This is a genomic window from Picosynechococcus sp. PCC 8807 (assembly GCF_001693295.1).
Taxonomy (GTDB): domain Bacteria; phylum Cyanobacteriota; class Cyanobacteriia; order Cyanobacteriales; family MRBY01; genus MRBY01.
In genome coordinates this window covers 2,104,363-2,117,222 of record NZ_CP016483.1, presented here as the reverse complement: position 1 = coordinate 2,117,222, position 12,860 = coordinate 2,104,363, and the positions used below count along the sequence as shown (strand labels likewise).

At 47.4% G+C, this 12,860-nt stretch carries 14 protein-coding genes; 6 read left to right on the top strand and 8 right to left on the bottom strand.

Annotated features, from left to right (window positions below; translation table 11 throughout):
• The first annotated feature begins 381 nt into the window (after window positions 1-381).
• Window positions 382-1,194, top strand: coding sequence for a carbon-nitrogen hydrolase family protein (locus tag AWQ24_RS10310; RefSeq protein ID WP_065716763.1), 813 nt, complete (start codon window positions 382-384; stop codon window positions 1,192-1,194).
• Here AWQ24_RS10310 and AWQ24_RS10305 read toward each other — a convergent pair.
• From AWQ24_RS10305 to AWQ24_RS10295, 3 genes are read right to left on the bottom strand one after another with little or no spacing between them, the layout of a single operon-like run.
• Window positions 1,191-1,412, bottom strand: a complete 222-nt coding sequence (locus AWQ24_RS10305) for a type II toxin-antitoxin system HicB family antitoxin (protein ID WP_030007874.1) — start codon at window positions 1,410-1,412, stop codon at window positions 1,191-1,193. The genes AWQ24_RS10310 and AWQ24_RS10305 overlap by 4 nt on opposite strands.
• Window positions 1,405-1,617, bottom strand: a complete 213-nt coding sequence (locus tag AWQ24_RS10300; protein WP_041443565.1) for a type II toxin-antitoxin system HicA family toxin — start codon at window positions 1,615-1,617, stop codon at window positions 1,405-1,407. Before AWQ24_RS10300 ends, AWQ24_RS10305 begins: the two co-directional genes overlap by 8 nt.
• A gap of 10 nt (window positions 1,618-1,627) precedes the next feature.
• A complete protein-coding gene (locus AWQ24_RS10295) occupies window positions 1,628-2,827 on the bottom strand; it encodes a class I SAM-dependent methyltransferase (protein ID WP_065716762.1) in 1,200 nt (399 codons plus the stop codon).
• A 279-nt stretch (window positions 2,828-3,106) separates the two neighbouring features.
• Here AWQ24_RS10295 and AWQ24_RS10290 point away from each other — a divergent pair, with 279 nt between their 5' ends.
• Window positions 3,107-5,767 carry a phycobilisome rod-core linker polypeptide gene (locus AWQ24_RS10290; RefSeq protein WP_065716761.1) on the top strand — a complete coding sequence of 887 codons (2,661 nt, stop codon included), beginning with the start codon at window positions 3,107-3,109 and terminating at the stop codon, window positions 5,765-5,767.
• A gap of 117 nt (window positions 5,768-5,884) precedes the next feature.
• On the opposite strand, the gene AWQ24_RS10285 is transcribed toward AWQ24_RS10290, so the two are convergent.
• Window positions 5,885-6,379 carry a hypothetical protein gene (locus tag AWQ24_RS10285; RefSeq protein ID WP_012307617.1) on the bottom strand — a complete coding sequence of 165 codons (495 nt, stop codon included), beginning with the start codon at window positions 6,377-6,379 and terminating at the stop codon, window positions 5,885-5,887.
• Window positions 6,380-6,719: 340 nt separating this feature from the next.
• Between AWQ24_RS10285 and AWQ24_RS10280 the strand changes: the two genes are divergently transcribed.
• Window positions 6,720-7,112, top strand: coding sequence for a DUF3110 domain-containing protein (locus tag AWQ24_RS10280; RefSeq protein WP_012307615.1), 393 nt, complete (start codon window positions 6,720-6,722; stop codon window positions 7,110-7,112).
• A gap of 15 nt (window positions 7,113-7,127) precedes the next feature.
• Here AWQ24_RS10280 and AWQ24_RS10275 read toward each other — a convergent pair whose 3' ends face one another.
• From AWQ24_RS10275 to AWQ24_RS10260, 4 genes are all read right to left on the bottom strand, one after another.
• A complete protein-coding gene (locus AWQ24_RS10275) occupies window positions 7,128-7,712 on the bottom strand; it encodes a manganese efflux pump (protein WP_083993520.1) in 585 nt (194 codons plus the stop codon).
• Between the two features lie 224 nt (window positions 7,713-7,936).
• Complete coding sequence (locus AWQ24_RS10270; protein WP_065716759.1) at window positions 7,937-8,497, bottom strand: manganese efflux pump; 561 nt, start codon at window positions 8,495-8,497, stop codon at window positions 7,937-7,939.
• A 105-nt stretch (window positions 8,498-8,602) separates the two neighbouring features.
• Window positions 8,603-9,649 (bottom strand): heat-inducible transcriptional repressor HrcA, encoded by a 1,047-nt coding sequence (gene hrcA, locus AWQ24_RS10265; RefSeq protein ID WP_065716758.1) that lies wholly within the window; start codon window positions 9,647-9,649, stop codon window positions 8,603-8,605.
• A gap of 114 nt (window positions 9,650-9,763) precedes the next feature.
• Window positions 9,764-10,120 (bottom strand): rhodanese-like domain-containing protein, encoded by a 357-nt coding sequence (locus AWQ24_RS10260; protein WP_030007866.1) that lies wholly within the window; start codon window positions 10,118-10,120, stop codon window positions 9,764-9,766.
• A gap of 319 nt (window positions 10,121-10,439) precedes the next feature.
• Here AWQ24_RS10260 and AWQ24_RS10255 point away from each other — a divergent pair, with 319 nt between their 5' ends.
• The 3 genes from AWQ24_RS10255 (at window position 10,440) to AWQ24_RS10245 (ending at window position 12,832) form a co-directional block, all read left to right on the top strand.
• A complete protein-coding gene (locus tag AWQ24_RS10255; RefSeq protein WP_065716757.1) occupies window positions 10,440-12,020 on the top strand; it encodes an NAD(P)H-quinone oxidoreductase subunit 4 in 1,581 nt (526 codons plus the stop codon).
• A gap of 216 nt (window positions 12,021-12,236) precedes the next feature.
• The gene (locus AWQ24_RS10250; protein WP_065716756.1) at window positions 12,237-12,431 is read left to right on the top strand and encodes a type II toxin-antitoxin system VapB family antitoxin; all 195 of its coding nucleotides are present in this window, start codon (window positions 12,237-12,239) and stop codon (window positions 12,429-12,431) included.
• Between the two features lie 2 nt (window positions 12,432-12,433).
• Window positions 12,434-12,832 carry a PIN domain-containing protein gene (locus tag AWQ24_RS10245; RefSeq protein WP_065716755.1) on the top strand — a complete coding sequence of 133 codons (399 nt, stop codon included), beginning with the start codon at window positions 12,434-12,436 and terminating at the stop codon, window positions 12,830-12,832.
• Window positions 12,833-12,860: the final 28 nt, after the last annotated feature.

The window sequence follows — 12,860 nt, the reverse complement described above, 5'->3', positions numbered from 1 at the left end:
CTCTAGCATCGCCAGTCGCAAAAACTACTCCAGGTGGGATGCAACCTTTGTCAAGGGCTATCCAGAAACTTGATGCTAATAGGTTAACTGATCTTTTCTGAAAATGTTCACCATGGGCAAAATTTTCTGCGCTAAAGGTTTTCAAACCGAGACATCTGTGCTTCGGTAATGCGATCGCCGCAAGATTTCCATGCCAATGATTCACAGCCTCCAGCGTTTTTGATCATCCACTCAAGAAAGGTATGCTGCAAAGCCCGTCTCGAAGCGATCGCCCCATGTTGGTGGGGAAAGATTCTGCTATGGTATTAAACCAGTTTAACCATCAAAACTTCTGGTTGACGGTTTTCCCAGATCCCTATTTCTAAAAACATCTCAGGCCATATGAAATCCTATCTCGCGGCAGCGATCCAAATGACCAGTAAGCCCGACTTAGACCACAACTTGGGCGAAGCAGAAGACTTGATTCAATTGGCTGTCAACCAAGGGGCGAAACTTGTGACGCTTCCGGAAAATTTTTCTTTCCTCGGCGAAGAAGCCGCTAAGCTTGCCCAGGCCAGTGTTATTGCCCAAAAAAGCGAAAAATTTCTCAAAACCATGGCCCAGAGATTTCAAATCACTCTCCTCGGTGGTGGCTTTCCGGTGCCTGATGGTGACAATAAAGTCTTTAACACAGCCCTGCTGATTTCCCCTGATGGCCAAGAATTAGCCCGCTATCACAAGGTGCATTTGTTTGATGTGAATTTGCCCGATGGAAATACCTACAAAGAATCAAGCACTGTCCAGGCGGGCGATACACTCCCCCAAATCTTTGCTTCGCTGGAGTTGGGCAAAATTGGTTTATCCGTTTGTTATGATGTGCGCTTTCCGGAGTTATATCGTTCGTTATCAAAGCAAGGGGCCGAAATTCTTTGCATTCCCGCCGCATTTACGGCCTATACCGGCAAAGACCACTGGCAAACCCTAATTCAAGCCAGAGCCATTGAAAATACTTGTTATGTGATCGCGCCAGCGCAGACAGGCAACCATTACGGCATGCGTTATTCCCACGGCCATGCAATGATCGTCGATCCTTGGGGAACTATGCTGAATGATGCGGGTGTTCACCCAGGGGTGGCGATCGCCGAAATTAATCCAAATCGCCTAGCCCAAGTGCGCCGTCAAATGCCCTCCCTCGAACACCGGGTTTTCGGTTAGGCTGCAACCAAGACAGCGGTGGGCTTTGGTAAAGTTTCTCCTGCCGCTTCGTAGTCTTCAATTAAGCTTTCTAGGCATTCAACACCATTTTGAACAGCTTCTTGATAACTCTCACCATGGGTACGCCAGGTTTGACCAATAAAATCCGGAAAGCCAACCAGATAACAATTATCAGGGTCACTCCACTGAATTACCATTTGATATTTGAGTTTATCCATTGTCTTTTGCCTCGTTAACCTGTTGAATGGCATCTAGAATAGTTTGTTCCTGATAGGGCTTTGCGTCTCTTCCATCTTTTCCGGCTAAGGTGATCCTGCCTGCATATTTTGGATGTGTCCAGTTGGTATGACTTCCTTTACCAGGTCGCATCGTAAATCCAGCCCGACGCAAGAGTTTTTTTAACTCACGAATCTTTTTAGGCATCCTTCACTGCTTATATTTTAGGTGTCAGCATAATCAATTGTCTGGCCTGGAGCGATCGCCCTAGATCTAACCCGACTCCCAGAGCTTGGGAAATTTCACCAATCGTTTTTGTGCCGTCGCAAGCCTGCATAAACTGAAACTCAGTGTCGTTGAGGCTAACGAGTTGGTAGTCGTAGTCAAAGAGAGACTGGCTAGGCCAGCCATTCAAACAAGGATGAACCTCTGCTATTGCTTGGGCAAGAGTTTGATCGTCAGACCAATCCATTTTTGCCAGGGGCGGTTTGCAGAGGAAAAATTCGTAGTGGCTAATGGTGGTATCCAACAATTCGATTAAACGATAACGGGAACGTTCATCTAAGTTTTTTGCCCGCTCGATTAACTCTGGTTCCTTGCCCACAAGTCGCTCTAGCTCCCAGAACTGGGGATTAGAAAAGCCAACAAATTCTAGTTCTGACGCATCAATGAGTTCAAATAAAGTCTTGATGTTGTAGTCTACTTCCTGGGGATGAACATACATATCTGCAAAGGATGCATCCCGGTGATTTTCTAAAGACCAGCGTTCTTTGTCGTACTGAACAAGGCGACTATTTTCTGGTAGGTTTGCGAAAATTTGGCGGCCTACTTTAACTCCGTCAATATAGTCGCCGCGCTTATCGGCCTGCAAAATGGCGATCGCCTCTTGCATCAGTTGAATTTCCCAACGGCCCAACTCCGCATAGACAAAAATATGGAAAATGCCGCCGGGGGCTAGTTTTTGCGCGAGGGCTTGAATTCCCTGAATTGGGTCGGGCATATGGTGCAAGACGCCGACGCAATTGATTAGATCAAATTCCCCTTCTAGTTCCGTTGCCTGTTCAATAGGTAAACGCTTAAAGGTGACTGGTGCGGTATGGCGATCGCGTACCCCAGACTGTTGACAGCGTTTTTCGGCGACTTCTAAGGCCCCTTCACTGAGGTCAATGCCGACAATTTCAGCGGCTGGGTTTAAATGAATTAAATATTCCGTACCGACTCCCGTGCCACAACCAGCATCGAGGATGCGAATTTTATCGGTGCTCGGTTTACGTCCAGTGCAAAAGTTATAGGCGGCCTGCCAATGCCAACGCCAGTTATACCCTGGGGGCGGTTCATCCAACAGCGGCTCCGGCGGAAAAGGATAGGTATTGTAGAGATTTCGGACGGCTTGTTGGCGATCGCTAGGGTGAGTCATAGGGGGAAGGTCGCAAATAGATTAACTGGCTTGAAAACAGTACAGGTCACATTGTGCAACCTTGATCCCCAGTTTTTCTGAATTTTTGACATACTTCTTAATAAATTTCGTGTCTGGGCCGGAAACGTTCTACCCTAAAGTCTAGCTAACTGATAAACATCTCATTTAATAAAGCATTTGGGAGAAGCGATCGCCAAAGGGAACCCGAAAACTCTTGCTGACTTTCTCCCCAATTTCGCTATAAATTGAACATTTTTGATTGGAGATAGTTGAAAATCCATGACGATTAAGGCCAGCGGTGGAAGCTCTTTAGCTCGCCCCCAGTTATATCAAACCGTTCCCCTCTCCAACATTTCCCAGGCAGAGCAACAGGATCGCTACCTGGAATCTGGAGAACTAACGGCACTGAAAACGTTTTATGACTCTGGACTCAAGCGTTTGGCGATCGCCCAAGCGATTAAACTGAGTTCCCAGCTCATCGTCTCCCGTGCCGCGAACCGGATTTTTGCCGGTGGATCCCCCCTTGCTTACCTCGACCAACCGGAAACTGATACCGATGACAGCGATCTCGGCGTTTCCATGGCCGTCGGGGATGCCAGTGGCGCCACAGGGATCTTTGGTGGTGTCAAAAATTTGTTTCTCGGTTCTGGTGGCGGTAAGATTCCCGCTGGTTTCCGGCCAATCAGTGTTTCCCGTTACGGCCCCCGCAACATGACCAAGTCCCTGCGGGATATGGCTTGGTTCCTCCGCTACACTACCTATGCCATTGTGGCCGGTGATCCGAGCATCCTCGTGGTCAACACCCGTGGTCTAAAAGAAGTCATCGAGAATGCTTGTTCCATTCCGGCGACCATCGTGGCGATCCAGGAAATGAAAGCGGCTTCTTTGGATCTGTTCCGGGGCGATCGCGAAGCCCAAGAAACCGTGGTTCAGTATTTCGACGTGTTAATCACTGAAATGCAGACCCAAGTGCCCAACGATAAATTGCGCCAACGGCCTTCCATTGATGCCCAGGGTTTACAACTGCCCCAGAGCTACTTCAACGCCGCCGAAAAGCGTCAGAAGTTCGTGATGAAGCCTGGCTTGTCTGCCCTAGAGAAAAACTCAGTCGTCAAAGCCGCCTATCGCCAAATCTTTGAACGAGACATTACACGGGCCTACAGCCAATCCATTTCTTACCTTGAATCCCAAGTGAAAAATGGCGACATTTCCATGAAGGAATTTGTCCGTCGCTTGGCGAAATCTCCCCTCTATCGGAAGCAATTTTTTGAACCTTTTATCAACAGCCGAGCTTTAGAACTTGCTTTCCGTCACATTCTCGGTCGTGGCCCCTCTTCCCGCGAAGAAGTCCAAGAATACTTTGCCATTGTCTCTAGCGGTGGTTTAGCGGCCCTGATCGATGCTTTGGTCGATTCCCAAGAATATGCCGATTATTTCGGGGAAGAAACCGTCCCTTACCTCCGTGGTTTAGGCCAAGAAGCCCAGGAATGTCGTAACTGGGGCATGCAACAGGATCTGTTTAAATACAGCGCACCTTTCCGCAAAGTCCCTCAATTTATCACGACCTTCGCCAGCTACAATCAGCCCCTACCGGATCAGCACGTGTATGGCTCTGGTAACGATGCCTTAGAAATTCAATTTGGGGCAATCTTCCCGAAAGCAACCCGGAGTCCCAGCGCCAGCCCTGCTCCCTTTAATAAGGATACTCGGCGGATCTTGATTCACCGTGGCCCTGGCATTAACAACCAACTGGGTAATCCCCGTGCCCGCGCCACACAACCCGGCAGCCTTGGAGCTAAAGTATTCCGTCTCAATAACGAATTACCATCAGGTAAGACTACCAACGTTAGTTTCTCGGAAAGTGCGACCCAAAAGGTCATTGAAGCGGCTTACCGTCAGGTCTTTGGTCGGATGGTCTATGCTGGCCAACGCCAGAAAGTGGCAGAGATCAAGCTTGAAAATGGTGAAATCACCCTGCGGGAATTCATCCGGGCTTTGGCAAAATCTGATGTTTTCCGGAATACTTACTGGTCTTCTCTATACGTAACCAAGGCTGTGGAGTACATCCACCGTCGTCTGTTGGGTCGTCCCACCTATGGTCGTCAAGAAATCAACAGCTACTTTGATACCTGTGCGAAAAAAGGTTTCTATGCCCTCGTTGATGCGATCATTGACAGTAAAGAATACGAAGAAGCTTTCGGTGAAGATACAGTTCCCTACGAACGCTATCTGACTCCCGGTGGTTATTCGCTGCGCCAGACTCGCCCCGGTGCGCTCCGTGAAGATGTGGGGGCTAAGGTTCAGGTTGAGAAGACAGCTCGCTTTATTGAGTTGGGCACTTCTAGCACGAAGAATCTACCGGTGACGGATGTGGATGCTCGCCTCAAGCAAGGGGTTAACGTCCAACGTCAGCAAACGAAGGCCTTTAAACTCACGGATACCTTCAACAAGGTCGAACTGAAAACGGCGATCGCCGCGGCTTACCGTCAGATCTTTGAGCGGGACATCGAACCCTATGTTGTCGATGCGCAATTTACTGCCCTCGAAAGTAAGCTGGGCAACCGCGAGATCAACATGAAGGAATTCATCGAAGGTCTGGGTTGTTCTGAGCTGTACCAGAAGGAATTCTATACTCCCTACCCCAACACGAAGGTGATTGAAATGGGAACGAAGCACTTCCTTGGTCGGGCTCCCTTAGATCAGCAGGAAATCCGTAAGTATAACCAAATCCTTGCTTCCCAAGGTCTGAAAGCCTTTATCGGCGCGATGGTTAACAGCATGGAGTACCTCGATAACTTCGGTGAGGATACGGTACCCTTCCGTCGCTTCCCGACTTTACCGGCGGCAAACTTCCCCAATACGGAACGACTCTACAACCAACTCACGAAGCAAAATCGTGATCTTGTGGTACCGAGCTTTGAGCCTGCGGTAAAACGCTAAAACACGAAAATTCGGTTAAGACCATAAAAACTGCCCCCCTTTCAAAATTAAGAGAGGAGGGCAATTTTTTAATTGATTTTCCAGAGGATTATTTTGGGGAACCGACGGTTGTTGATGCTACTGGGAAATTTGTAAAACGTAGGGAGCGCGACCTGCATTACCAGCCTGTTCAAAGTTGCCGATAAAGACTTGGTAGCGGCCTGGATTCCAAACACCACCAATTTCGGCAGGAATCCCGCTAAAAGGATCGGCGATCGCACAGAAGGGATCTGCACTGGGATCATCGGCATTTTTGATCAGAAGCGTAAAGGGTCTGGAAACGCCACCGTTAGGATCGACAACGCTGAGATTGAGAGACATCAGGCCATTGCCATTAATGCGAAAGGTGTGGTTGGGGCGATTGGCAATCCAGCCACAAAAGTTACTATTGGTTGGCCCCCCAGCCTGGCCGGTGATTGTCCCGTTAAAAACTTCATTGGAGGTAATGGCTCCGTTAGCGGCGATCGTAAAGGTTTCCGGGCCGGCGATCGCCCCTTGAATACCACCAAGACCAGCAGCAATGGTCAGGAGCGTTGTTGCCCCAATAATGGTCGGTGCATAAAATTTTGTCATGGCTGTCCCCCTCCCCAGTTGGGTTATACCGTCAGAGGCTCCCTTGATCAAGTGAGCGTCTAGGCTCTATGAAAGAAAAGATTCCAGGAAAGTTCCACTACTGCTGTTTTGTGAAGGCTTGTTAAGCAAAAAGGCCCTGAAACAGCGATGGCGATCGCCACCTTTAAGATCGATACCAAGCAAAAATAAACCATGGTTGAACATGGGAAGATTCGCAATTTGCCAATCGAGCGGTACCATTTTAAAGGGTTTGAGCGAAATTTCCCGTCACCTTATCATAAACAATTTGATCACCCTCCCCCAAAAGGAGCCGATTAGTAAGCATCTAAGGAGAAAGTCCATGAGTCGCGTGTATGTCTTGCTGTTTAATGCCCGGACAGAAAATGAAGGGATTCACACACTCCAAACTGGCGATCGCAACAAGATTTTAATGTTTGAAGATGAAGATGACGCCACCCGGTTTGGGCTAATGTTGGAGGCCCAGGATTTTCCGCCCGTCTCCATCGAAGCCATGGATGAAGAAGACATTATCGAGTTTTGTCGGGATGCAGATTATGATTGGCAACACGTTGCCGCCGGTGAATTAGCCACGCCCCCCGAAGCAAATGTGACAGATTTAGCTTGGGATCCAGAGGGAAAGCAACAGCCAGCAGAGCAAACCACAGCGTCAGAAAACGATTTGTCGGATACAGAATTAGACCGCATTCGACGTCAATTAGAAGGGCTTTTGTAGTGTATTCGGAATAGATTAGATTGACAGCATCTTAATGCCCAAGGCGATCAAAACTCCGCCGCCAAAAAACTCGACCTTTTCGCCTAAATGTCCGGAAATGAGTTTGGCACAAAATAGGCCCCCATAGGTGGCACAAAAAGCAGCCAAGCCAATGCTGAGGGAGTAGGGCACAAGCGGTTTACCAATGAGGCCGAGGGAAACGCCCACCCCCAAAGAGTCGATGCTGGTGATACTAGAAATAAACAAAATTTTCCACAGGCTATGGATTTTGACGGATTCACCATCGTCATCGCCTGGCTTGGCTTGCATTTCTTGGTAAGCGTTGTAGCACATATGTCCACCCACCAAAACCAATAGGGCAAAGGCCACCCAATGATCGTAGGCCATAATTATAGTCTGGGCAAAGCGTCCCAAAATGAAGCCGAGGGCGATCGCCACCCCTTCAGAAAGCCCCGAACTGAGCGCAAAAAATAAAGCCCGTTTTCCAGAAAAGTGACGAATACCAAGGGCTAAGGCGGCGGAAAAAGAGTCAATACTGAGGACAAGGGCGAAAATAATAATGTCTAATTCAAAACCCATAAATGCCGTGGCGATCGCCAACTCAAAAAGAATGCATTTATTACTATAAACGAAAAATCGTGGGTCGATTTATCATAGTTTTTTCATTGTTTCCGAGTTCCACAAAATTATTTAAAAAATTCTTCCAAAAAAAGTAATTGCCTACAAATAAATCCTAATCCTCGTGAGACTGAGCGAAATAACAATCTGCTTTTTACTTGGAAAATGACGACTCTAGACTTATAAAAATCGGGTCTAAATAATCATTATATTGAGAGCATTTTAAGGCCCATGGCAATCAGAATGCCACCGCCAAAAAACTCTACCTTTTCCTTTAATTGACTAGAAATTAATTGTGCGCAAAATAAGCCCACATAAGTAGCAAAAAAGGCGGAAATCCCGATCCCCAGGGAATAGGGAATTAAGGGTTTGCCCATTAAACCAAGGGAAATACCAACCCCCAAAGAATCAACACTGGAAATGCTAGAGACCAAAAGAATTTTCCAAAGGCCATGAATTTTTCTGGGTTCATCCTTCTTATCATCTGGGAGATTCTGCATTTCTCGGTAGGCGCTGTAGCACATGTGAACACCGATAAGGATCAAGAGAATAAAAGCAATTCCTTGATCATAGAAGGTGATGTATTGGGCAAAATTACCCAGGAGAAAACCGAGGGAAATAGCGCCGCCACCGGAGAAACCTGAACTGAGCGCAAAAAATAAGGCCCGCTTGCGGGAAAAATGGCGTGCTCCTAGTGCAAGGGCGACAGAAAAACAGTCAATACTCAGCACTAGGGCGAAGAGAAAAATATCTAAGTCAAAGTCCATGAAATCCCCTATGGGTACTCCCCTAAAAAGATTGTGGCGATCGCCATCAACAAAAAAAACAAAAAATTAAATTATTTGATTTTTATTTTCTAAGATTCTTAAACCTTAAAAAGCGGCTTTTAAATTCTCAGACAGATAATCTGCTGTGGCTTCAACTAAGGCGATCGCGTTTTCATAGAACATCCGCGTCGGGCCAAGCACCGCAACACTGCCAACGGGCGTTTTTTCTTGGTAATAATATGTGGAAATAAGGGCGCAGGTTTTCATGGGTTCTAGAGGATTTTCGGTGCCGATGTGAATGAGCGTCGGGCGATCGCCTGGTAAACCATTAAAAACCACCGGGAGTAGCTGTTCTTGTTTCGCCTCTAGCAAGTGCAATAGGGTTTGTAACTGCTCAATTTGGGAAAACTCAGGTTGCCGCAGCACTTCCGAAATGCCCCGTACTAGAATCGGCGTCGCAATCGTATTGGGCACAATCTGAGCAATCTTACCCAAAATCGTCTCCAATAACAGCTGACAATGGTGAAAGTCTTCATCTAAAGCCTGGGGATCAAGGCTGGCAATTTCTTGGAGCGATCGCCCCTGGAGATGGTGATTTAAAAAATTCGATAGAATCTCTAGCTCATCGGGGTCACAGTCCAGGATCAAGGACAATGATTGGGGTTGATAGCTATCCGTCACCACAATCATCATCACCTTCTGATCCCCTAGGGGGAGTAACTGCAGATAGCGTAGGCGAGTATGGTTTTGATGGGGCACCGTGATTAGAGCAATATAACCACTTAACGTCGCCAGGATTTGCGTTGCCCGCTGGAGGGTCGCATCTAGTCCCCAATACTCTGCGGCAGTCTGTTCCTGTAACGTTTGGCTCGCTCGTTTGCGGGTCTGGGAATTGGGGGTGACGAGTTCGTCCACATAGAGACGATAGCCGGAATCAGAGGGGACCCGTCCCGCCGAGATGTGTGGTTGATACAAGAAACCTGCCTTTTCCAACTTGCCCATCACATTACGAATGGTGGCAGAACTGACCTGAAAGTCATATTCCTCCACAAGGGTTTTGGAGCCTACGGGTTCCGCTGTGGAAATGTAATGGTTGACCGTTGCTCGAAAAATATTTTGGTGACGGGGATTAAGAATTTTCTGAGCAACCATACGCCGACAGTAGTGCTTTCAATAACTAAGAAATATAAAAAAATAGTAAAAAAACTTGGCTTAACTTAAGAAAGATTTAAGGTCTAAGTTTGGGTTAGTATAGCTCATTCTTCCCTAGTAGCGCGGTAGGCTTTGATCCACAGAGAGGGTGTAAAGGTGAATCCCACCTTCAATATTGATCACTTGGGTAAAACCTTGTTGTTGCAGCCAGTAACACATTTGTGCCGAACGCACACCATGGTGACAGAGCACATAGGTTTCTGCCTGGGGGTCAAAGTCCACGGCAATGCGGGCAGCCCATTGTTCAAATTGACTCAGGGGTAAATTGGTAAAGCCTGGGAGAGCGACAATCTCTAGCTCATCGGGCTCACGCACATCAATGAGTTGCAAAGATTCGGTCGTGGCGACGCGCTGGGCAAAAACTGTGGGACTGACGGCCTGGAGTTGTGGGTTAGAACTAGGGTTGGTCATGGTCAAGCTACTGATAAAAAATTAAGAGGTGAGCATTTCTAGCATTTTCTGGCTGCGTTTGGGAATGCCAAGGCTGAATTGCTAGGGGATCTTCACCTTAGGGGGGTTCAAAGTTAAGGAGTATTGCAGTTCCCCCGGAGAGTCGGTCAAGAAAATTTGGGAATGGTACAAGTAACGTTAGAGGCGTTAGATCTTCTGTCCCACTTTTTGAAGATGGTACAGGATAAAGCATTCTGCTTGGCGATCGCCTTTATTCTGCGTTAACGATTTATAAATATTGCATTTTTTAAGAAACAGCCATTAATTTTTTTGAGTTTGTATGAACTTTGCAAATTTTCCGTGGTTATCCACGATTATTTTATTTCCCATTATTGCGGCATTATTTTTGCCCCTCATCCCCGACAAAGATGGGAAAACAGTGCGCTGGTATGCCTTGACCATTGGCTTAATTGACTTTGTGATCATCGTGACAGCCTTTTACACGGGCTACGATTTTGGCAACCCGAATCTGCAACTGGTAGAGAGCTATACCTGGGTCGAAGCAATCGATCTGCGCTGGTCAGTGGGGGCCGATGGCCTTTCCATGCCCTTGATTCTTCTCACGGGTTTTATCACAACTTTGGCGATCTTGGCAGCCTGGCCCGTAAGCTTTAAGCCAAAGCTATTTTATTTCCTGATGCTGCTGATGTATGGCGGTCAAATCGCTGTCTTCGCCGTGCAGGATATGCTGCTGTTTTTCTTTACCTGGGAATTAGAACTGGTTCCGGTTTATCTGATTCTGTCCATCTGGGGTGGCAAAAAACGGCTCTATGCCGCAACGAAATTCATCCTCTACACCGCTGGTGGTTCATTATTTATTCTGATTGCCGCCCTGACCATGGCCTTTTATGGGGATACGGTCACCTTTGATATGACGGCGATCGCCCAGAAAGACTTTGGCATTAACCTCCAACTGCTGCTTTATGGTGGCCTGCTTATCGCCTATGGGGTGAAGTTACCGATTTTTCCTCTGCATACCTGGCTCCCCGATGCCCATGGTGAAGCCACCGCCCCGGCCCACATGCTCCTCGCCGGAATTCTCCTAAAAATGGGCGGCTATGCCCTACTGCGGATGAATGCCGGGATGCTGCCCGATGCCCATGCCCTGTTTGGCCCGGTGCTTGTGATCCTCGGAGTCGTCAATATCGTTTATGCGGCCCTCACTTCCTTTGCCCAACGTAATCTCAAACGAAAAATCGCCTATTCCTCCATTTCCCACATGGGCTTTGTGCTAATTGGGATGGCTTCGTTTACCGATTTGGGGACGAGTGGTTCAATGTTACAGATGATTTCCCACGGGCTCATTGGGGCGAGTCTCTTCTTTATGGTTGGTGCCACCTATGACCGTACCCACACCCTGATGCTCGATGAAATGGGTGGGGTCGGCAAAAAAATGAAGAAAATCTTTGCGATGTGGACGACCTGCTCGATGGCTTCTTTGGCACTGCCGGGGATGAGTGGGTTTGTTGCTGAATTAATGGTATTCGTCGGTTTTGCCACCAGTGATGCCTATAGCCCTACTTTCCGGGTGATCATTGTTTTCCTCGCGGCAGTGGGCGTCATTTTAACGCCGATCTACCTGCTTTCGATGTTGCGGGAAATCCTCTACGGCCCAGAAAACAAAGAGCTTGTGGCGCATGAAAAACTGATCGATGCCGAGCCTCGCGAAGTCTTTGTGATTGCGTGCTTGTTGATTCCGATTATTGGGATTGGTCTGTATCCGAAGGCCGTGACCCAGATCTATGCTTCTACGACGGAAAATCTAACGGCGATCCTGCGCCAATCGGTGCCGAGTCTTCAGCAAACGGCACAGGCACCTAGTTTAGATGTTGCGGTTCTGCGTGCCCCAGAGATTCGCTAATCGTTCAAACTTGAGTCCATAATTTTTGCAAGGCGGTGTGTTAATGGGCACTGTCTTTTTTATTAGCTGGAGTTCGGCGATCGCCTTTATCAAAGGACTTGATACACTAGAAATCATCAATGATTTCACAGACATGACAAGAAGCCAGGCACTTCTCGAGAGACGATTGGCAAAAAAAATAACAGAGTGAATTTAATTTAACTGAAGGCAACTGAAATGACTGTAGCTTTGAATATTGATGATGCTCTTTTGGAAGAAGCTCTCGCCCTCGGCAATCAAACACCGCCCGATGCCCTTGTTGAAATTGCCCTCAAAGAATATATTCAGCGGCGTAAGCGCCTCAAATTAATCGAGCTTTTTGGAACGATTGAATACGATCCCGACTATAACTACAAAACACAACGACGATAGAGATGCAAACGATCGTTGATACTTCAGTTTGGTCCCTGGCTTTACGTCGAAAAGAACCGTCTGAGCTGTTGCCTCAAGTTTCAGAACTACAACGACTGATTATCGCGGATGAAGTTGTTATGCTTGGGTTGATTCGTCAAGAAATCTTGTCTGGGATCCGCAATCTTGATCAATTTGCCCGTCTCAAAAGCTATCTTCAAGGATTTTTGGATTTAGAGCTAGATACCACTGACTATGAAACCGCTGCTGAGTTTTTTAACCAATGTCGGCGCAACGGTGTGCAAGGATCAAATACAGATTTTTTGATTTGTGCTGTTGCCCATCGCCGAAACTACAAAATTTTGACAGAAGACCGAGATTTTAAAAACTTTCAGGCCTATATTCCCATCAAACTCGCTTAATATTGGCGATCGCCCCAGGGATCAAAAA